This window comes from Aquirufa echingensis (assembly GCF_042714525.1).
GTDB lineage: Bacteria > Bacteroidota > Bacteroidia > Cytophagales > Spirosomataceae > Aquirufa > Aquirufa echingensis.
The window spans coordinates 341986-361430 of the sequence record NZ_JBBKYA010000003.1; the positions used below are offsets into that span (position 1 = coordinate 341986).

19 protein-coding genes are annotated in these 19445 nt (G+C 40.3%); 8 read left to right on the forward strand and 11 right to left on the reverse strand.

The annotated features are described in order from the left end of the window. Positions 1-117: 117 nt before the first annotated feature. Together SKC38_RS06760 and SKC38_RS06765 are read left to right on the forward strand one after the other, a co-directional pair. Entirely contained in the window at positions 118-3075 is a 2958-nt protein-coding gene (locus SKC38_RS06760; protein ID WP_377976267.1) for an FAD-binding and (Fe-S)-binding domain-containing protein, read from the forward strand. Continuing rightward, positions 3072-3368 carry a DUF4286 family protein gene (locus tag SKC38_RS06765; RefSeq protein WP_377976268.1) on the forward strand — a complete coding sequence of 99 codons (297 nt, stop codon included), beginning with the start codon at positions 3072-3074 and terminating at the stop codon, positions 3366-3368. The genes SKC38_RS06760 and SKC38_RS06765 overlap by 4 nt, the downstream gene beginning before the upstream one ends. On the opposite strand, the gene SKC38_RS06770 is transcribed toward SKC38_RS06765, so the two are convergent. Then, positions 3365-4135 (reverse strand): uracil-DNA glycosylase, encoded by a 771-nt coding sequence (locus tag SKC38_RS06770; protein WP_377976270.1) that lies wholly within the window; start codon positions 4133-4135, stop codon positions 3365-3367. The genes SKC38_RS06765 and SKC38_RS06770 overlap by 4 nt on opposite strands. Here SKC38_RS06770 and apaG point away from each other — a divergent pair. Next, entirely contained in the window at positions 4124-4450 is a 327-nt protein-coding gene (apaG, locus tag SKC38_RS06775; RefSeq protein ID WP_377976272.1) for a Co2+/Mg2+ efflux protein ApaG, read from the forward strand. The two genes, SKC38_RS06770 and apaG, sit on opposite strands and share 12 nt — an antisense overlap. Next, entirely contained in the window at positions 4450-4869 is a 420-nt protein-coding gene (locus tag SKC38_RS06780; RefSeq protein ID WP_377976274.1) for a hypothetical protein, read from the forward strand. Before apaG ends, SKC38_RS06780 begins: the two co-directional genes overlap by 1 nt. Before the next feature lie 50 nt (positions 4870-4919). Here SKC38_RS06780 and SKC38_RS06785 read toward each other — a convergent pair whose 3' ends face one another. Next, entirely contained in the window at positions 4920-6707 is a 1788-nt protein-coding gene (locus SKC38_RS06785) for a DEAD/DEAH box helicase (RefSeq protein ID WP_377976276.1), read from the reverse strand. Positions 6708-6877: 170 nt separating this feature from the next. Further along, positions 6878-8101: a hypothetical protein gene (locus tag SKC38_RS06790; RefSeq protein ID WP_377976278.1), complete on the reverse strand. Its 1224-nt coding sequence runs from the start codon at positions 8099-8101 to the stop codon at positions 6878-6880. 92 nt (positions 8102-8193) lie between these two features. On the opposite strand from SKC38_RS06790, the gene hisB reads away from it, so the two are divergent. Continuing rightward, positions 8194-9306, forward strand: coding sequence for a bifunctional histidinol-phosphatase/imidazoleglycerol-phosphate dehydratase HisB (gene hisB / locus SKC38_RS06795; protein WP_377976279.1), 1113 nt, complete (start codon positions 8194-8196; stop codon positions 9304-9306). A gap of 149 nt (positions 9307-9455) precedes the next feature. On the opposite strand, the gene radC is transcribed toward hisB, so the two are convergent. Beyond that, positions 9456-10145: a RadC family protein gene (gene radC / locus SKC38_RS06800; RefSeq protein WP_377976281.1), complete on the reverse strand. Its 690-nt coding sequence runs from the start codon at positions 10143-10145 to the stop codon at positions 9456-9458. Between the two features lie 73 nt (positions 10146-10218). Next, the gene (gene rpsT, locus SKC38_RS06805; protein WP_315575331.1) at positions 10219-10476 is read right to left on the reverse strand and encodes a 30S ribosomal protein S20; all 258 of its coding nucleotides are present in this window, start codon (positions 10474-10476) and stop codon (positions 10219-10221) included. A gap of 90 nt (positions 10477-10566) precedes the next feature. Between rpsT and SKC38_RS06810 the strand changes: the two genes are divergently transcribed. Then, on the forward strand, positions 10567-11424 hold the full coding sequence (locus SKC38_RS06810; RefSeq protein ID WP_377976283.1) for a zinc dependent phospholipase C family protein: 858 nt from the start codon (positions 10567-10569) through the stop codon (positions 11422-11424). Positions 11425-11443: 19 nt separating this feature from the next. Beyond that, on the forward strand, positions 11444-12625 hold the full coding sequence (locus SKC38_RS06815; RefSeq protein WP_377976285.1) for a class I SAM-dependent rRNA methyltransferase: 1182 nt from the start codon (positions 11444-11446) through the stop codon (positions 12623-12625). Positions 12626-12663: 38 nt separating this feature from the next. On the opposite strand, the gene lepB is transcribed toward SKC38_RS06815, so the two are convergent. Genes lepB through SKC38_RS06845 form a run of 6 tightly spaced genes read right to left on the reverse strand, consistent with a single transcriptional unit; the run spans position 12664 to position 17650 of the window. After that, positions 12664-13812 carry a signal peptidase I gene (gene lepB / locus SKC38_RS06820; protein ID WP_377976287.1) on the reverse strand — a complete coding sequence of 383 codons (1149 nt, stop codon included), beginning with the start codon at positions 13810-13812 and terminating at the stop codon, positions 12664-12666. Next, entirely contained in the window at positions 13809-14591 is a 783-nt protein-coding gene (locus tag SKC38_RS06825; RefSeq protein WP_377976289.1) for a phytanoyl-CoA dioxygenase family protein, read from the reverse strand. The genes lepB and SKC38_RS06825 overlap by 4 nt, the downstream gene beginning before the upstream one ends. Positions 14592-14596: 5 nt before the next feature. Beyond that, the gene (gene dapB / locus SKC38_RS06830) at positions 14597-15310 is read right to left on the reverse strand and encodes a 4-hydroxy-tetrahydrodipicolinate reductase (protein WP_377976291.1); all 714 of its coding nucleotides are present in this window, start codon (positions 15308-15310) and stop codon (positions 14597-14599) included. A 4-nt stretch (positions 15311-15314) separates the two neighbouring features. Then, positions 15315-15932: a DUF5683 domain-containing protein gene (locus tag SKC38_RS06835; RefSeq protein WP_377976293.1), complete on the reverse strand. Its 618-nt coding sequence runs from the start codon at positions 15930-15932 to the stop codon at positions 15315-15317. A 3-nt stretch (positions 15933-15935) separates the two neighbouring features. Next, complete coding sequence (locus tag SKC38_RS06840; protein ID WP_377976294.1) at positions 15936-16859, reverse strand: ParB/RepB/Spo0J family partition protein; 924 nt, start codon at positions 16857-16859, stop codon at positions 15936-15938. A gap of 11 nt (positions 16860-16870) precedes the next feature. Next, positions 16871-17650 carry a ParA family protein gene (locus SKC38_RS06845; protein ID WP_377976296.1) on the reverse strand — a complete coding sequence of 260 codons (780 nt, stop codon included), beginning with the start codon at positions 17648-17650 and terminating at the stop codon, positions 16871-16873. A gap of 171 nt (positions 17651-17821) precedes the next feature. Here SKC38_RS06845 and SKC38_RS06850 point away from each other — a divergent pair, with 171 nt between their 5' ends. Then, positions 17822-19405 carry a peptide MFS transporter gene (locus SKC38_RS06850; RefSeq protein ID WP_377976298.1) on the forward strand — a complete coding sequence of 528 codons (1584 nt, stop codon included), beginning with the start codon at positions 17822-17824 and terminating at the stop codon, positions 19403-19405. Positions 19406-19445 lie beyond the last annotated feature (40 nt).

Here is a 19445-nt window from a genome sequence, read left to right on the forward strand (position 1 = left end):
TTACAATTAATAACGAAAGGAATTCGTTCATTCGGATGAATTGCACATCAGAAACTTTGAGTGGTTATATGTTGGTAAGATTGGATTTCGTAATTTTAAAATTCAATTCGTAGATACATGCATTGGAGTAAGCGGGACATCGAGCAATTAAGCATTCATTTTGAGGGAGAACTCTTTATCAATGACTCGCAAACTAGTCGGATGGCCAAACGATTGTACGCGACCGACGCATCCGTCTATGAAGTAAAACCAACAGCCGTTGCCATTCCGTCCAATTCCAAAGACATTAAACGGCTCATACAATTCGCGGCGAATCATAAAACCAATATCATTCCACGCGGTGCGGGCACTTCCCTAGCTGGGCAAGTTGTAGGCGATGGTATTGTCATGGAGATATCGGCCAAAATGGCCAAAATCATCCAATTGAATAAAAAAGAACAAAGTGTTTGGGTGGAACCAGGCATCATTCGAGACGATTTAAATAAACATTTAGCGCCTGCGGATTTATTCTTTGGCCCTGAAACGTCCACGGCGAACCGCGCGTTAATCGGCGGAATGATCGGAAACAATTCCTGTGGCTTGCATTCCATTGTTTGGGGTACAACCCGTGACCATTTAATGGAAACCCGAGCATGGTTATCCGATGGAACAGAAATACATACAGAACCACTAAGTTTAGAGGCGTTTTATAAAAAAACAACACTCACCAACTTAGAAGGCACGATTTACCGAGAGCTTCACAGAATGCTCAATAATCCCGAGATACAATCACTGATCCGAAATGCATTTCCAAAGGCTGAAATCAAACGGAGAAATACGGGTTATGCACTCGATGCACTCATTGAGATGCAACCCTTTAATCCAAAAGGTCAACCGTTCAATCTATCAGCTTTATTAGCTGGATCCGAGGGAACTTTAGCGGTCGTTCATGCAGCCAAATTGAACCTCCTGAGTAAACCCGAGCCGTTTGTTGGGCTATTATGTTTACACTGCAACAGCCTACAAGATTCGCTGCACGCTAATATCATTGCCTTACAATCCAATCCTACCGCATCAGAATTAGTGGATGATTTTATTCTGTCGTTTACAGAGAATCATCCCAACTTCAAAGATGACCGTAGCTTTATCGAAGGAAAACCGGCTGCCATTTTGATGGTTGAATTCCGATCAGAAAGTCAGGATGAATTAGATAAGAAAATCGCCACTTGCATCTCATCGATCCGAGAGGCTAATTTGGCTTATGCCTTCCCTGTTTTGTATGGTGATGAAATCAGCAAAGGATGGGATATCCGCAAAGCAGGTTTGGGACTTATCCGCAACCAAACCGGGCTTAAACAACCCGTAAATCTCATTGAAGATTGTGCGGTTGCTCCCATTGACTTACCTTCTTATGTTGCTGATATTCAAGCTTTATTAGCAAAGCATCATGTGCAGGCGGCCTTTTATGCCCATGCTGGTGCAGGAGAATTACACATTGAACCCTTTTTAGATATTCATAGCCCAGAAGGGAAAACTTTATTCCGGAAACTACTTACGGAAACGGTTGAAATTCTAAAAAAATACAAGGGTTCACTTAGTGGAGAACATGGTGATGGCCGACTAAGAGGCGAATTCATCCCGCAAATTATGGGCGATGAGATTTACCAATTATTCGTTGAAATCAAACAATTGTTTGACCCACAAAACATCCTAAACCCGGGTAAAATTGTTCATTCTCCTCCAATGGATGAAGCTTTTCGTCAAAAGGAAAAACAGGAGGCCGCAAACTATTATTTCCATTATCCAGAAACAGAAAGTCCATTAGGCCTCGCTGAAAAATGTTCAGGTTCTGGGGATTGTAAAAAAACAGCATTGACCGGTGGAACCATGTGTCCCAGTTTCATGGCCAGCCAAAAAGAACAAGATAGCACGCGAGGGAGAGCGAATATTTTACGCCAACTCATCACAGAAAGTGGTTCTGAGGCTTATTCAAATCCTGAATTACTTGAAGTATTAGACCTATGTCTTTCCTGCAAAGGTTGTCAAACCGAATGCCCATCCGGAGTAGATATGGCAAAATTAAAGGCTGAAACACTCCAACAACATTATGACAAACAAGGGATTCCGTGGCGAACTAAAATGGTCGGCCACTTCCCTATCCTCCAAAGACTCGCTAGCTATGTTGCTCCACTCTACAACTTAGCCATCAACTTTCCAGGAAGCTCTATCCTACTGAAAAGTGCCATGGGATTCTCATGGAACAGAAGCCTTCCTGAGGTACATTTCACGAGTCTTGAAACATGGCATAAACGTTATAGCAATCGGGTCAACCAAGACCAATTCGAAAAAGGATTTGTGTATTTGTTTGCGGATGAATTCACCAATTACAATGAGGTTGAATTAGGCAAAAAGACCGTATTACTTCTAAATGAATTAGGTTACGGTGTCAAAATCCCTAATCAAATCATTTCCGGAAGAACCTATATTTCCAAGGGAATGCTTGCCTTTGCCAAACAATTGGCCAATACCAATGTCCAAGCCTTAACAGACATCGTTTCAGAAGAACACCCCTTCATCGGAATTGAGCCGAGCGCCATATTGAGCTTCCGGGATGAAATCCCTAATTTGGTTAATGAAGAGCTCCGTGAAAAAGCTTTGAAATTAAAAGCAAACTGCCTCTTAGTGGACGAATTTCTGTTTCAAGAAATCAAAGCAAAACGCATTACGCAAGAACAATTTACCGATAAGCCTGAAAAAGTAATCCTCCACGGGCATTGCCACCAGAAATCCATCGCAGGAATTAGTAGTACCAGACAAGTTCTGAACTTTCCTGCCAACTATGAGGTTGAACTTTTACCAACAGGCTGTTGTGGTATGGCGGGCTCGTTTGGCTATGAGAAAAAGCATTATAAATTATCCCAACAAATTGCCAAATTAGTCTTATACCCTCGCCTATTGGCGACTAAAAGTAAAACGATTATCGCCATGAACGGAACATCTTGTCGGCACCAAATCAAAGATGGCATAGACAAAGAAGCTTTCCACACAGCGGAAATTATGTACCAAGCACTTGCTCAAAAGACCCTAAAACCATGATCCAATACAACATTTCTATATTTGTCGAGAACAAAATCGAAGACCAAGCCATCAAGGCTCTGACCAAACATATCGTACCGGAATTAAATGCCTGGGATTTCATCGAACAAGCGCATGTTTTTGAAATCAGCTCGCATCAAGAACCCGATTCGAAAGGGTTTTCGGTTCAATGCTTGATTCCACAATCAGAAGAAAGAAGAAAAGAGGCCATCGAAAACCTAATTTCCAATTTCTTTTTAGCGGAATTCCCGAATCAATTTGTCTATTTCCCAAGCCAATTAAAAAGACTTTAAGCCCATCGAATGGGTTCTATTCCTTGAGAAACTAAGAAATTATTCGTTTGCGAAAAGGGCTTTGACCCAAACCATCTGCCGCGATTCGCAGATAAAGGTGATGGATGTGCGGACTTGATGACATAATGTTTATTCGCATCAATCAGAGAAGCAAACTGTTGTGCATGATTACCCCACAACAAAAAGACGATTGGACTTTCATGCGCATTCAGCAAATTCAAGACTGCTTTTGTGAACATTGGCCAGCCCATTGCTGCATGTGAACCCGCCTCCCCTGCCCGAACGGTTAATGAGGTATTCAAAAGTAGAACTCCTTGACCTGCCCAATCACTTAAATCACCAGAAGAACGCATCAAGCCTAAATCTTGAAACAACTCCTTATAAATATTCTTTAAGGAAGGGGGAAGCGGAACGCCTTGGGGTACCGAAAAACTTAAGCCATGTGCTTGCCCAGGCCCATGATAGGGATCTTGACCTAAGATGACCACGCGAGTATTTTCGAAGGAGCAAAGATTAAGCGCATCAAACAATTGAGAAACAGGAGGATAAACAAGTTCATTTTGATAGACATCAAGGACTTTCACCGAAAGCTTCTCAAAATTTTCGGATCGGAATGTAGATTTCAACACCGATTTCCAGTCATTCTGAAGTAAATCCTGTAATTTTAACTCTTCATTTACCATAGCATCAAACCCATATCTCCCTTGAATACACCTGAAATTTCCATCGAGGTCATTGTAAACCACATCCCAGATATGGAAATCCAAAAACCGTATCAATACTTCTTTAGCTACCAAATTACAATCTTAAATCGGTCCACACAACCTGTACAGCTCGTAAGTCGCTATTGGCTCATTATGGATGGGGGTTTGCATGAGGAAACAGTGAAAGGTTTGGGGGTGGTAGGCCAACAACCCATCTTGGAACCCAATACCTCTTTTACGTATACTTCGGGCTGCCCGTTGATGTCAGAATTTGGTAAAATGAGCGGATACTATACTTTTCTTAATTTAAATTCTCAGGAAACCTTTCAAGTAGAAATCCCTGCCTTTTCTCTCACCACGATATTTGCTCAAAACTAATGTTACAACGCTTCGCATTTAACTGGAAAGCACAAACCGCGCATGGCTTGCATTCACCGTTCGTATTTGACTTGTATACACAGGTGATCGATCCTGTATATCAACAAAACCCTAGCGATATTCAAGAAGCGATGATTCATGGTATCGGTAAACATCTGAAATTAGCGGCAGGTAAAATTCAGGTAATCGATTTTAAGAAATTAATTGATAGCGATTTGCCTAGCATTGAGGAATTAATGCTTGAAAAAGATCATTTACTTTTTTGTTTAAACATTAGAGATTCGGATGAATCCTTACAAAAATGGTCATATATAGCAGCGATGCCACAAGCAATCCACAGCATTGAATTATATGAAATGGGCATTATCTCGCTAAATCCCATCGCACCCAAACAGCATTTCTTTCTTAAAAAGGCATAAAAAAAGGGAGATGCCATTCGGACATCCCCCTCAAAAAAAAAAAAATACATTTAAACAGGCTTGGCAATTTCAACCAACACTCGTTTACCTTTAATTGCAGCTCCGGCCATTTTATCCAAAACAACTTTAGCATATTCTTTCGGAACATCTACGTATGTGTGCTTATTTTCGATCTGAATTTGACCTAAGGCATTACCAGGAATTCCTGTCTCACCTGCAAAAGCACCCACGATATTCGAAGGAGAAATTTTCTCATTAAATCCGATGTTAACAAACATGCGAACCATGTTCTCATCGTTACGGTAAGGTTTTCCTTCACGATCCATACGAGGTCCGCGAGGTCCACGATCACGCTCTCCACCTCTTTCGAAGCGACCACCACGATCTCCACCACCGCGAGAATCACGATCAAAACGACCGCCACCACGACGCTCACCACCGCGAGAATCACGATCACGGTATCCACCGCCACGCTCCTCACGACCATATTTACGCGATTGACGCTCTAATTCTCCTTCAAGATTTTCATCCCCGAATTCGTTCTTCTGAATTCCCATGTTCATCTTCACTAAAGCAGCAACTATTTGCTCCGTTGTGAAACCTGCATGTTGTAAGTTCTCCAATGAATCAGAGAAAACCTCTAAATCACCTTCGTTGATCGTAGCAGCCACACGCTCAATGAACATGCCTTTCTTGATACCCACAACATCGGTAAACGATGGAATTACACCTTTGTCAATTTTAACTTTGGTATAGTTCATGATTTCACGCAATCGATTGCGCTCAGATCCTACAACCAAGGTAAATGCCTTACCAAATTTACCAGCACGGCCTGTACGACCAATACGGTGTACATAATATTCTTCATCTAATGGAATATCGTAATTGATTACCGCATCCACATTGTCAACGTCCAATCCACGTGCTGCCACATCCGTCGCTACTAAGATTGTCACATTTCCATTACGGAAACGATTCATAACTTGTGTACGTTGGCTTTGGCGCAAATCACCATGCAAACCTTCTGCTGCATAGCCACGAGAAACCAATTCTTCTACCACCTCATCCACACGTTTCTTCTGGTTACAGAAAATCAACATCAATTTCAAGGCATAAAAGTCGATCAAACGAGTTGTAACTTCCATCTTCGCACGTCCTTTTACATCGAAATACAATTGCTCGATGTTGACGTTCGTGATTTCATTTTTAACAACTTTCACCAATTTCGGCTCAGTCAAATAACGACTAGTCAAGGCCATAATAGGCTTCGACATCGTTGCTGAGAACAATACGGTTTGACGTTCGTTTGGCATTTCTTGTAAGATACTTTCGATATCCTCACGGAAACCCATATCCAACATCTCATCTGCCTCATCCAATACGATCATGGATGCTTGCTGTAGTTTTAACGCACGACGCTCAATTAAATCAATGACACGACCTGGAGTACCTACAACGATGTTGGCACCTGCCTTCAATGACTTAATCTGACGATCGATTGAATCACCACCGTAAACAGTCGTAACCCAAACACCTTTCGTGAACTTAGAAAGCTTCTTCATTTCTTCCGAAACTTGAACCGCTAACTCACGTGTAGGACATAAAATAATTGCTTGTACAAATTTTTCGAACGGTACGATATGTTCGATCATTGGAATACCAAACGCGGCCGTTTTACCAGTACCCGTTTGCGCTTGTCCGATGACATCGCGACCTTCTAAAACGTAAGGAATTGCTTCTGATTGGATGGGGGAAGCAAACTCAAAACCCATTTCTTTTACTGCTTCTTGGATACCTTCCGACAAAGGAAGACTATCAAAGCGAATTTTTTCACTCATGATTGTTATGTTTAATTATGATGCCCTAACACATCCGTAATCAAACCTAATAGCCCTTTGTCGTTAATCAGAAGGGATTTACAATCACTTGTAATCGATTTATGCGGATGCATTTGTACTAATATGCCACAAAAGTACGCATACTTACAACAGAAAGCAAATGAATTGGATTATTTTAATACAGGCTTCTTTGAAAGAGCAAAGATAACAGCCTTATCATCGGATGCTTTAACCTCGATTCGTGCTGGCGACAAACCCTCTCCTACTAAACGATTTTTAATCACAAAACCGCGCTTCAACGATGTACGTTCATCTTTTCCTGAATTCACCAAAATCTTTAGAGACGCCTCTTTGTAGCGATTCATACCTTCCGCCATACGCTTAAAAACATAGTCGGCAGGTTTATCCAACAAATCAGTTTGCTCGTTGAAAACCAACTCATTTGCGGCTAGCTCAACAGGTTCCGTTTGAGTAGAGTCTGACAAATACTGATGCAAGGCTACAATCACTGAATTTTTAGGCACATCAAATGCAGTACCTTTAGGCCAAATTAAACTCGTTAACGAATCAGATCGCAATTTCGTAGAATCCAAAACAGCACGAGTTAGGCTATCGTTCAACTTACTTAAACTATCAATCGGAATAATTTCCTCAGTTTCTGCGATCGTTTCTTCTTCTTCAGTTGACCTGAAAGCTGTATACCAAATAACACCTCCACCCAATACCAAAATAATGAGCATGTAAACAAAGGTGTTAACTGTTAAATTCTGCAACAATCCACCTTCTGACAAAGGCTCTTGCTCATCGGAGTAAGTCAATAATGCCCCAGTATCCACTCGCAAAATGTCCGACAACAATAAAATTTCTGAAACCCCTAATTGGATTCTAGCAGGACATAACACGTAAAACTGTTGCTTCAAGCTCAAAAAATATTCGCCATAAGCCTTCCAATCTTTCAGCGCCTCATATTCTTCTTGCTTTAAGCGATAGCCATATAAGCCGAAAAACAAGGTTAAGCCCTTCAAGATAGCGGAACTCTTCGCCCCCATCTCACGGGACAATAACATCGCGATCGCACTTTTTTTGTCGGGAATTAAAATACCCATCATCCCCTCACCGTAACGCAAAATTAAATCTTCGTCATATTTCTGCTTATCAGCGGATAGGAAAGCCTCGATGTCGTTAATAGGCGCCGACTTCTGTAAAATAAAGTTATAGAGCGCATTGAAACGAATACGATTACGTACAAGCTTCAACAAGCCGCCTAAAATAATGGCCTCCCAAACAGGATAAAGCTCATCCACTTTTTCAACAGGCTCATTGAGGTAGATTGAAAGTCGATTTAAAATGACCGACTTTTCCTCTGCACTAATTACGTAAAACGATTGATTCATAGAGTGCAAAATTACAAGGACTGAACGGATTTCATACAATAAGTATCGGCTTATTTTTTAATTATTAACGCGGCATTCATTACCTTTGTTTTATGAAAAAAGTATTGTTTATTGACCGGGATGGAACGATTATTCACGAACCTATCTCAGACCAGCAAGTTGACAGCTACGAGAAATTAGCATTTCTCCCAAATGCCATTTCCAATTTGAAGAAAATTGCTCAAGAATTGGATTACGAATTGGTGATGGTAACCAATCAAGATGGATTGGGAACTCAATCCTTTCCTGAGGATACTTTTTGGCCTGCACACAATAAAATGCTTGAAATCCTAGCGAGTGAAGGCATCGAATTCACGGCTATTCATATCGACCGTAGTTTCCCTGCAGATAATCTTCCGACTCGTAAACCGGGCATCGGGATGCTTTCGGAATATTTCAATGGATCTTACGATTTAGTTAATTCATTTGTTTTAGGAGACCGCGAAACGGATGTACAATTGGCCAAAAATCTAGGTGCCAAAGGTATTTTCATCGGCGAGCAAACTATTTCAACTGAACTTAGCGAAAGCCTTGCTTTAACCTGTACAGGTTGGGATGAAATCTACCGCTTCTTAAAACTACCTGCACGTAAAGTAAGCCACCAACGCAATACTCACGAAACCAAAATCCAGATTGAACTCAATCTCGATGGAAGTGGAAAAGCAGCTAATCAAACAGGATTAGGCTTTTTCGATCACATGTTGGATCAAATTGCCAAACACGCAAATGTAGATTTAGCTGTGACTGTACAAGGCGATTTACATATCGATGAGCACCATACCATCGAAGATACGGGTATCGCATTAGGAGAAGCATTCACAATCGCATTAGGAGACAAACGTGGTATTAATCGCTACGGTTTTTTATTACCTATGGATGAATGTTTAGCACAAGTTGCTTTGGATTTTTCCGGACGTAATTGGTTGGTATGGGAAGCAAGCTTCAAACGCGAGATGATTGGTGAAATGCCAACCGAAATGTTCTCTCACTTCTTCAAGTCATTCTCAGATGCAGCAAAATGCAATCTAAACATTCAAGCTAGCGGCGAAAATGAGCACCACAAAATTGAAGCTATTTTCAAGGCCTTTGCTAAAACGATTCGCATGGCGGTTGAACGCGACATAAAAAATTTAAATTCTTTACCGAGTACCAAAGGATTACTCTAAACAAATTCTTAATTTTGCACAAATAATTAAATACTATGGGATATTCAGGAGCAGCATTCTTTATCATTTTGTTCGCGATTTCAATCGTTATTGGAGCAAAACTTCAAAAGATCTACAAAGAAAGAGGGAAATAATCCCTCTTTCTTTTTTTACAACCAGCCCTCATCGGCAAAACTTACATAGGTACTCGCACTGATGATAAGGTGGTCTGAAACGAGCATATCCACGCTCTTTGCTGCAGCAAGCATTCGATTCGTTAATTGTTTATCCGCTTCACTAGGCTGTAAATGCCCAGATGGATGGTTGTGTGCCAGGATTAGACTACTAGCTTGCAAATGAATCGCCGACTTCAGTATAAGTTTAATATCGACAACCGTTCCAGCAATTCCTCCCCGACTGATACATTCTTTCTTGATCATCCGAGCAGCACGATTGAGGTAAATCACCCAAAACTCTTCATGGACTAAATCTGATAAATGGGATTTGAGCAAATCATACGCATCAGCAGATTGTCGAACTCGGTCAACTGTTGAATTAGCTGTATAATCCATCCGCCTACGCCCTAATTCCATCGCTGCAACTAATACTGCCGCTTTGGCCGCGCCAATTCCTTTGATTTTACGATATTCTGGTAATCCCCAGCGACCAAGCATAGCTAAGTCACCATCTACTTGACGGAGCATTTCCCTTGCCAAATCCAAAGCAGAATGATCTCGAATCCCAGAGCCAATCAATATAGCCAAAATCTCTTCCAATCGAAGCGTTTCGCGCCCTTTGGAGAACAATATCTCCCGCGGTCGGTCTGATTCCAATAAATCTTGAATTTTCTGATAGGTCATGTACGAATGTACTGCCTATAAACAAGAAAACCCCGCACGAAGCGAGGTTTATCAAGTACCTGATAATAAGGGATTAAGCTGCGATTTTGTTCGCCAACTTCGCTAATTTTGATTTTTGATTAGCTGCCTTATTTTTATGAATGATGTTTTTCTTTGCTAATTTATCCAACGCAGAAGACACTTGCTTGAACAAGTCAGAAACGATTGCCTTGTCAGTAGTCAATCTCAATTTCTTGATTAAAGTACGTGTAGATTTGTGTTGGTAACGATTGCGCAAACGCTTTGATTCATTTGCCCGAATACGCTTTAGTGCTGATTTATGATTTGCCATCTTTAAAAAAATTCTCTTTTCTGTAAAATTGAATTGCAAAAGTAAACAAAAGGTTTAGATTTTACAATACAACCACTAAAAAAATACCTAATGAAATATTTAATTTTAGCCCTACTCCTGCATATAAATTCCTCCCTCATGGCCAACTGGGGATTCTATGCACACAAAAAAATCAATAAACTGGCTATTTTCACATTACCCCCACCCCTCATTAATCTGTACAAAAGGCACCTAGATGAAATAATCAACTATGCGGTTTTACCCGATCAGCGAAGACATAGCCTTGATCAAGAAGCAGCCCGACATTACATCGACTTAGATCGTTACCCCATCAAAGACATACAATACAAAACCTGGGAAAATGCCATCACAGTATATTCCGAAGATTCCCTTCAAAAACATGGAATTGTGCCTTGGAACATACAAACGTATTTCCGCCAACTGAAATATGCTTTTCTAGCAAGGGACACGATTCGAATCATCAAAATATCAGCGGAATTAGGACATTATGTAGCAGATGCACACGTTCCGCTGCATACAACGTCCAACTATGATGGCCAACAAACGAACCAGGTGGGTATTCATAGCTTTTGGGAGTCCCAAATACCCGAACTACTCCAAGAGAAGCTTGATGATTGGATAGGGCCGGCAGCCTATATCCCGAATGTACTCACAAGCACATGGGATTGGGTTTTAGAATCGCATGGCATGCTAACAGATTTATTCAATGGAGAAAAAATAATAAACGCACGAGTTCCTAATTCCCAAAAATACAAACACAGCCAAAAAGGTAAGAATTTAGAAAAGATATATTCAGAACATTACATTGAGGCATATCACAAACAACTTGATAATCAGGTAGAAAAACGCTACTTAGCATCGATCAAACACATCGGAAGTTTATGGTATTCTGCATGGCTTGAAGCAGGAGAGCCTGATTTCAAATAAATTTGTGCAATTTTGCAGCATGAATGCATCAAAATTTGTCCAATTAAAGCACGGGAAAGACGCCCCGGTTAAACGATTTCACCCTTGGGTATTCTCAGGTGCAATTGTAAAACAAAGCCCTAACCTGCAAGATGGTGACTGGGTTAATGTATATAGCAGTCGGGAAGAATTCTTAGGTACCGGACATTTTCACCATGGAAGTATTGCGGTTAAAATACTTTCGTTTCAAGAAATCGAATCCAAAACAACATTTTGGGAAAAGCGCATTCAAAATGCATGGGATTTACGCAGTTTATTGCCCTTAAAGGATACAAACGCTTTTCGCTTAATTCATGGCGAAGGAGATGGCTGCCCTGGTCTTATCATGGACTTATACAAGGATATACTCGTATTCCAAGCACATACCATCGGTATGCACCGCGATCGAGATGAAATCGTTGAGGCCGTTAAAAAAGTATTAGGTAAAAAAATCAAAGCTATTTACGACAAGAGTAAAGAAACCTTGCCCACAGAATATGCGCAAACTTGCACAAACGCATTTGTTTTTGGCGAAGTGAAAGTTCCCTATACGGTAAAAGAAAATGGGATTTCCTTTTCGATCAACTGGATTACGGGACAAAAAACAGGCTTCTTTATTGACCAAAGAGAAAATCGGGCTTTATTAGCACAATATGCGCAAGGCAAATCAGTTTTAAATACGTTCTGTTATTCAGGTGGATTCTCACTTTATGCCTTGAAAGCTGGAGCTGCAACCGTCATTTCCTTGGACGCCTCAGCGAAAGCAATCGACTTAGTTAATGCTAATATTGAATTGAATAAGATGCAGGAACTAAATCATCAGGCGATCGTAGGTGAAACGCTCCCCTATTTGAAAGCCAATGAAGACGAATTTGACATCATTGTTTTGGATCCTCCTGCATTTGCCAAATCGATGAATGCGAAACACAAAGCATTGCAAGGCTATCAAAAAATCAACGAATTGGCTTTACGCAAAATCAAGAAAAACGGACTTCTATTTACCTATTCATGTTCTCAAGTCATTACTAGGGACTTATTCTACAACATGCTCGTAGCTGCCGGAATAGCCGTAGGAAGAGAGATTCAAGTCATTCATCAAATGACACAATCACCAGATCATCCAATCAACCTATTCCACCCAGAAAGCAATTACTTGAAAGGGTTTGTACTAAAGGTTTTATAACAAAAAAGGCGCTGAAAGTGATTCAGCGCCTTTTTTGATTAATCTACGAATCGGAAGATTCGATTCCAACGAATCTTATCTAAAGAGAACAAGGGTTTATTCGGGTCAATCGACATCCAAACAAACACAGCTTTACCCACAATGTGGTCGGCTGGGACAAATCCCCAAAAACGCGAATCCGCAGAATTATGGCGATTATCTCCCATCATGAAATAATAATCTTGTTTAAACGTATATGAAGTCATGGCTTGACCGTTCTTCAACAATTTATCACCCGCCAAAATGATTTCAGAATTACCTTCATATTTGATAATAGCCTCTTGATACAATTTTACGTTTTTACGATCTAATTGTACTGTCCAACCTTTGGCAGGAACTTTCAATGGTCCGTAAAAATCACGATTCCACTTAAAATCAACCGTATCATGCGGAAACATATCAATAAATGTCAGTCCCTTAGGATCCTTAAATGCATCCAAATCGAATGATTTTGCCCAAGGCAAGGCCTTAATCTCATCAATATGTTTCTTAGAGGTATTCAATTTATAACCGGCTAATTGATTTGTAGAATCTGCCAAAGGCAACCAATCCGCTGAATCATAACTCGCATCCGGTGAATTACGAATACCATATTCCGCAAAAAATGCATCATCTAAATTCTCTTTGGTCTTCATAAATACAGGATGTTGCATCTTTTCTGGATTTTCCATCGCCTTATTATTGACAAATACTTGTTGGTCTCTAACTTCCAAAACATCCCCTGGAGTTGCCACACAGCGCTTCACGTAAAATGTCCGTAAATCTAAAGGCGCATCTCCATCTTCCTCAAAATTAGGCACATTGAATACAACGGCATCACCTTGTTTAACTTTCGAAAAACCCGGCAAACGATAGGTTGGCAATTGCAACCAAGATAAATAGGAAGGCAAATTCGTAAACCAAATCTTTTGGTGAGTCAATGGCAATTGCAAAGGTGTTTTAGGCGTACGAACACCATAGTGCATCTTGCTAACAAACAAAAAGTCGCCTACCATCAAAGAACTCTCCATCGATGGTGTCGGAATGGTATAGGCCTCAAACAAGAAAAAGCGTATTAATGTAGCCGCTACAACGGCAAACACGACAGAATCCAACCATTCTCTAAATGGTGATTTTTGCTTAGGCTTTTGATTTTCGGTTGGTTTCATGAATTCTTATGTAAATATTTATCAATTAATTCTTGTGAAGGCTTATAGATATAAGGATGTGGAAAACCATTTTTAATAAAAGTAGGATCTTCCATGTTGGTATAGCGAAAATGACATGACCACCGAATTTCATCATTCGTGATAACACCAGATTCGTGAACAAGTAACGTTGAAAAAATAGCAATATCCCCCAGTTTCATTGCTTTTTGCACACGAGGATAAGATGTTCGGTCAAAATCTACTTCCGCAAATCCGTTTTCAATACGATCGGTTAATGGCCCCAGCTTATGTGATCCTGGATAAAAAACAACAGGACCGTGAGCGATATCCAAATCCATCAAGGGTAGCCAAACAACAACAGAATCATCAGAGGCCAACATCGATGTCCAATCTTGGTGCAAAGGAGTTTTGTAAAAATGTTCTGATTTAGCCAAGGATGGATGGTTGAAGAATAATACAGGACGCGTACACATTAATGGATGTGAAAGACCCAAATCCTTCAATAAACTCATTAACTCTGGATTAACAGCCAATTGATAGAGTTCAATCAAGCCACTTTGAATCATTTTCCCGCAAGCGATAAACTCCTCTAAATGGTTCTCGAATAAGCTCTGCATTTGGCTTAAATAATCGCCTGTGATACCGAAACGGTTGAATTGAATATCAAAAATAGCCTTCGCAGCTGTTTGAATCTGACCAATGAGAGCAGGATCAAAAAAACCAGGTAGAATGATTAATCCCTCCTCTTGCAATTGCTTTTTTAATGCTATACGATCCATATTTCTTATTTTAACATATCATCCATACCCAAAACACCTTTCTTATCTTTTACCCATTCGGCGGCAATTACAGCACCCAAGGCAAAACCTTCCCGACTAAATGCTTCGTGGGTAATTTCTATTTGGTCAACTTTTGAGATGTACTTAACCGTATGTGTTCCAGGAATAATAGATTCCCTTTGAGACCAAATCGCGACTTCATTCGCTGCCGGAATTTCATTATTCACCCATTTGGTTTTCGAAGCATAAGCATCAATAATGCCTTCTGCAATCGTAATAGCTGTTCCGGAAGGTGAATCCTTTTTCTCTAAATGGTGTATTTCATTCGTATAAATATCATATTCCGAATGCCCCGACATCAATGCAGCCAAAATTTTATTCAGTTTAAAGAATAGATTTACACCAATTGAATAATTTGAAGCATAGAAAAAAGTCGATTGGTTTTTGGCCGTTGCAGCTTCTACTGCTGCTTTTTGTTCCAACCAACCTGTAGTACCACAAACGACCGGAATTTGCTTTTCTATACAAGTCATAATATTAGCAAACGCAGAGGCCGGATTTGAAAACTCAATAGCTACATCAACAGCTTGTTTGCTTAATTGGCTCAATTCCGCTTGATTATCCACATCGATGCGTGCAACGATGTGATGACCTCGTCCTGCTGCAAGACGTTCGATCTCCTTCCCCATTTTCCCATAACCAATTAATACAATTCTCATAAAATCATTTTTTAAAATTAAACGATAAGCTCAATCCAGACACCATACCTTGTGATAAAGGGTCGAATTCCATGATTGGCTTCACGCGCATACTTAAATCATCCGATACGTCAAAAGTTTTCAAATGCGCACTTACATTGGCATCCACAATATTTAAGGCCCAAGCTAAAGCCATCCCAATGTAAGTATAATCACGATTCCGACGAAAACCATCATTGATACGTTTCAACTGATTTACATCCAAATCACGCGTAACCCCATCTTCATAGGGTACAGCCACCGTTGCAGGCGGAGTATATGTTGGATCTTCTGGATGAACAGACACGACGTAATAGTACTCCCGATATTTGGCATACCTCACTTGGTTATAATTCGCAATCATGCCCAATGTAATAAACGCTCCAGCTACTAAAGGCAATTTCCAATATTGCCGATTGTATAACTGCCCCCATCCCGGAATCATCAAAGATTTCAAGGTAGCTTGTCGGGGAATGATTTTATAAGGCATTTTCACCACCTTCACCGAATCTCTTTTGACCTGTTTCAAGGAATCCAACGATGCACCAAAGCTTGTTCTAGCGCACAAAATCAAACACAAAAAGCATATCAATCGAATACGCATAGCTTACGAACGAATAGCTTCTAACACTTTCAATAATTCCTCTTTCGATTTGAATGTAATTTTCATTTCACCCTTTCCCTGCTCATTCATTTTCAAAGAAACAGGTGCATGAAAGAAATCCGTCAAAGACTTTTGCCATTGTGAAATTTCACTGACTGCTACTTTTGTTGTACCTGTCGATGGAACATCCGCCGCTGGGGTAGCCGATTGACGAACCGCATCTTCTAAGCGGCGCACTGACCATTCTTCCGAAATCGTCTTTAAAAATAATTGCTGTTGGACTTCAATATTCTCAACGGAAATCAAACAACGCGCATGACCCATCGAAATTTTATTATCACGAATCGCCACTTGAATGTGCGGCGGCAATTTCAACAAACGCATGTAATTGGTAACCGTAGAACGATTTTTACCAACACGTGCACCTAAATCTTCTTGACGCAAATCACATTCTTCCATCAATCGCTTGTAGGAAAGTGCAATCTCAATCGCATTTAAATTTTCACGTTGAATATTTTCAATCAACGCCATTTCAATCATTTGCTGATCATCTGCCGTCCGTACATAGGCCGGAATTCGTGTTAAACCCGCAATTTTCGAAGCCTGTAAACGACGCTCACCAGAAATCAATTGAAATTTACGTGGTGCTATTTTCCGTACGGTAATCGGCTGAATGATACCTTGCACACGAATGGACTCAGCTAAATCTTGTAAAGCAGCTTGTTCAAAATGCTCCCGCGGCTGATATGGATTTGTTTCAATAAATTCCAATGGAATCTCTTCCATCAAGTTAACACCATCCAAACCACCGAGACTATCAGCCCCTTGACGCGCAGAACTTTGGAGATTCTCAGAATCCTCCAACAAAGCGCCTAAACCTCTTCCTAATCCGATCCGCTTCTTATTTGCTTCTTGCTTGCTGCTCATGTAATGTTAAATCAAATGGTTTGTAAAAGGCCATTTTTCAGGATAATCTCCTTGGCTAAATTCAAATAACTAATAGCGCCTTTGCTATCTGCATCATGCAGAATGGCCGGTATGCCATAACTTGGAGATTCTGATAAGCGAATATTCCGAGGTATGATTGTCTCAAAAACCATGTTTTTAAAATGGGAATTCACTTCATTAACAACTTGATTCGACAGGCGTAAACGCAAATCGTACATCGTTAATAAGATCCCTTCAATCACCAAACCTGGGTTCAAACGCGATTGAATAATCTTAATCGTATTCAATAATTTTCCCAAACCTTCTAAGGCATAATACTCGCATTGAACCGGGATAATCACAGAATCCGCAGCTGTTAAGCTGTTGATTGTAATCAATCCCAAAGAAGGCGAACAGTCCATAATAATAAAATCATATTGATCTTTAATTCCTGCCAAAGCCTCCTTCATTTTCCCTTCACGATTCGTCAAATTAATCATTTCAATTTCTGCTCCCACTAAATCAATGTGCGAAGGAATAATGTCCAAAAAAGGAACCTCCGTTGCTAATATACTTTCAGCAACCGTCGCGATTCCAACCATGCACTCATAAATGCTCCGACTAACTTCTTTGGGATTAAAACCAAGCCCAGAAGTGGAATTCGCCTGAGGATCCGCATCAATCAAAAGTGTTTTAAATTCCAATGCAGCCAAACTCGCAGCTAGATTAATAGCTGTCGTTGTTTTTCCAACACCACCCTTCTGATTTGCAATTGCGATAATCTTACCCATGAATGATTTGAATTAATTTTTTCGTTAACGAATTGAACCAACAATATTACGAAAAAGGTTTCACATCTTTTTTCAAATCTGACCAACAGCAGCTGAAATTTTATCAATCAAGTATTGCTTGATTTAAACAAAGATATTTTATCTTGCCCACCGAATATCAACAACCTATTCATGACACAAAATTCTACTTCACATCCTAAAGGACTTTATGTTCTCTACTCCACGGAAATGTGGGAACGATTCAATTTCTATGGCATGCGTGCCATACTCTCCCTTTTCCTAGTAAATGCATTAGCTTTCAAACAAAACGAGGCATCCATTCTTTATGGGGGCTTCTTGGGACTAAGTTACTTGATGCCCATGTTGGGCGGTTATGTTTCCGACCGCTATTTGGGTAACCGTAATTGCATTATTTTAGGCGGTTTGGTCATGTCTGTAGGCCAATTATTCCTTTTTGGGTCAGCAAGCACTTTTCTTGACAACTTTTCACTCGCCAATTCACTCATGTGGATTGGTTTATTGTTTCTTATCGTAGGAAATGGATTCTTTAAACCGAATATTTCATCGATGGTCGGTTCGCTGTATCCTAAAGGGGATAATCGTTTAGACTCAGCATTCACCATATTTTACATGGGGATCAACACAGGAGCTTTCCTAGGCATGTTGATTTGCCCATTAGTCGGCGACATTAAAGTTGATGGTATTCGCAACGTAGAAGCATTTAAATGGGGTTTCTTCGCCGCTGGCTCCGCCATGCTTTTTGGAACAATTCTGTTTTATTTTATCAAAGACAAATACATTGTATCCCCCACTGGGGAGCCTGTTGGCCTTAAACCCGTTTTCAATCAAACACAAGTCGACACAGAAGAATCTGAAAAGGCGGAATTTTCAACTAAATCGATTCTTTCTGCATGTGCATTATTTGTCGCACTTGTTATAGGTATACATTTTTACATCGTAACCGCTGAGGCTAATCCGATCAAAGACTGGATTTATCCGATCATCTATGCCTCAGGAATCAGCCTTGCCTTTTTGATCATGACAGATAAAACCCTGACCAAAATCGAACGAGATCGAATCTGGGTGATGTACATTATTGCCTTTTTTGTCATGTTTTTCTGGTCGGCCTTCGAACAAGCCGGATCGTCACTAACGTTCATTGCAGACCAACAAACGGATTTACATTTCCTTGGAATAGAATTACCACCAAGTTCCGTTCAAAATGCCAATTCCATATTCATTATTCTTTTAGCGCTCCCATTCAGCTATTTATGGGTTCGACTGCAAAAAATTGGTATAGACCCAAATTCGCCAACAAAACAAGCGATCGGATTATTACTTTTGGCGATTGGATATTTCATCATAGCTAATCAAGTAAAAGATTTAGGAGCCAATAAATTAGGCGTGGGTTGGTTTTTCGTCATGTACTTATTCCATACGATGGGTGAACTTTGCCTCTCTCCGATTGGTCTTTCTTTGGTGTCAAAATTAGCTCCCAAGCGCTTTTCATCTTTATTGATGGGCGTTTGGTTTATTGCCAATGCAGCTGGATATGCACTTGCAGGAACATTGGGTGCGTTATTACCTCCCACCGAAGTTGTAGCAGGCGTAGCCTTACCTAGTTTCTTGGGATTTGAAATTCACAACTTATATGAATTCTTTATGGTGTTTGTCAGCTTAGCAGGCTTGGCTTCTATCCTATTATATATTTTAGCTTCTGGACCTTTAAAACGAATGATGCACGGCATCAAATAAACCTATGCACGGACCTGATCACCATTTACACGAAAAACAT

Bases quoted from the DNA above. Each gene is read 5' to 3' on its own strand.
- SKC38_RS06825 (WP_377976289.1), bottom strand. From the start codon at position 14,591: ATGGATCGTATAGCATTAAAAAAGCAATTGCAAGAGGAGGGATTAATC.
- rpsT (WP_315575331.1), bottom strand. From the start codon at position 10,476: ATGGCAAATCATAAATCAGCACTAAAGCGTATTCGGGCAAATGAATCA.
- dapB (WP_377976291.1), bottom strand. From the start codon at position 15,310: ATGAGAATTGTATTAATTGGTTATGGGAAAATGGGGAAGGAGATCGAA.
- apaG (WP_377976272.1), top strand. From the start codon at position 4,124: ATGGAAATCCAAAAACCGTATCAATACTTCTTTAGCTACCAAATTACA.
- SKC38_RS06815 (WP_377976285.1), top strand. From the start codon at position 11,444: ATGAATGCATCAAAATTTGTCCAATTAAAGCACGGGAAAGACGCCCCG.
- SKC38_RS06845 (WP_377976296.1), bottom strand. From the start codon at position 17,650: ATGGGTAAGATTATCGCAATTGCAAATCAGAAGGGTGGTGTTGGAAAA.
- SKC38_RS06780 (WP_377976274.1), top strand. From the start codon at position 4,450: ATGTTACAACGCTTCGCATTTAACTGGAAAGCACAAACCGCGCATGGC.
- SKC38_RS06810 (WP_377976283.1), top strand. From the start codon at position 10,567: ATGAAATATTTAATTTTAGCCCTACTCCTGCATATAAATTCCTCCCTC.
- SKC38_RS06760 (WP_377976267.1), top strand. From the start codon at position 118: ATGCATTGGAGTAAGCGGGACATCGAGCAATTAAGCATTCATTTTGAG.
- SKC38_RS06840 (WP_377976294.1), bottom strand. From the start codon at position 16,859: ATGAGCAGCAAGCAAGAAGCAAATAAGAAGCGGATCGGATTAGGAAGA.
- SKC38_RS06850 (WP_377976298.1), top strand. From the start codon at position 17,822: ATGACACAAAATTCTACTTCACATCCTAAAGGACTTTATGTTCTCTAC.
- SKC38_RS06785 (WP_377976276.1), bottom strand. From the start codon at position 6,707: ATGAGTGAAAAAATTCGCTTTGATAGTCTTCCTTTGTCGGAAGGTATC.
- SKC38_RS06790 (WP_377976278.1), bottom strand. From the start codon at position 8,101: ATGAATCAATCGTTTTACGTAATTAGTGCAGAGGAAAAGTCGGTCATT.
- SKC38_RS06765 (WP_377976268.1), top strand. From the start codon at position 3,072: ATGATCCAATACAACATTTCTATATTTGTCGAGAACAAAATCGAAGAC.
- SKC38_RS06835 (WP_377976293.1), bottom strand. From the start codon at position 15,932: ATGCGTATTCGATTGATATGCTTTTTGTGTTTGATTTTGTGCGCTAGA.
- hisB (WP_377976279.1), top strand. From the start codon at position 8,194: ATGAAAAAAGTATTGTTTATTGACCGGGATGGAACGATTATTCACGAA.
- lepB (WP_377976287.1), bottom strand. From the start codon at position 13,812: ATGAAACCAACCGAAAATCAAAAGCCTAAGCAAAAATCACCATTTAGA.
- radC (WP_377976281.1), bottom strand. From the start codon at position 10,145: ATGACCTATCAGAAAATTCAAGATTTATTGGAATCAGACCGACCGCGG.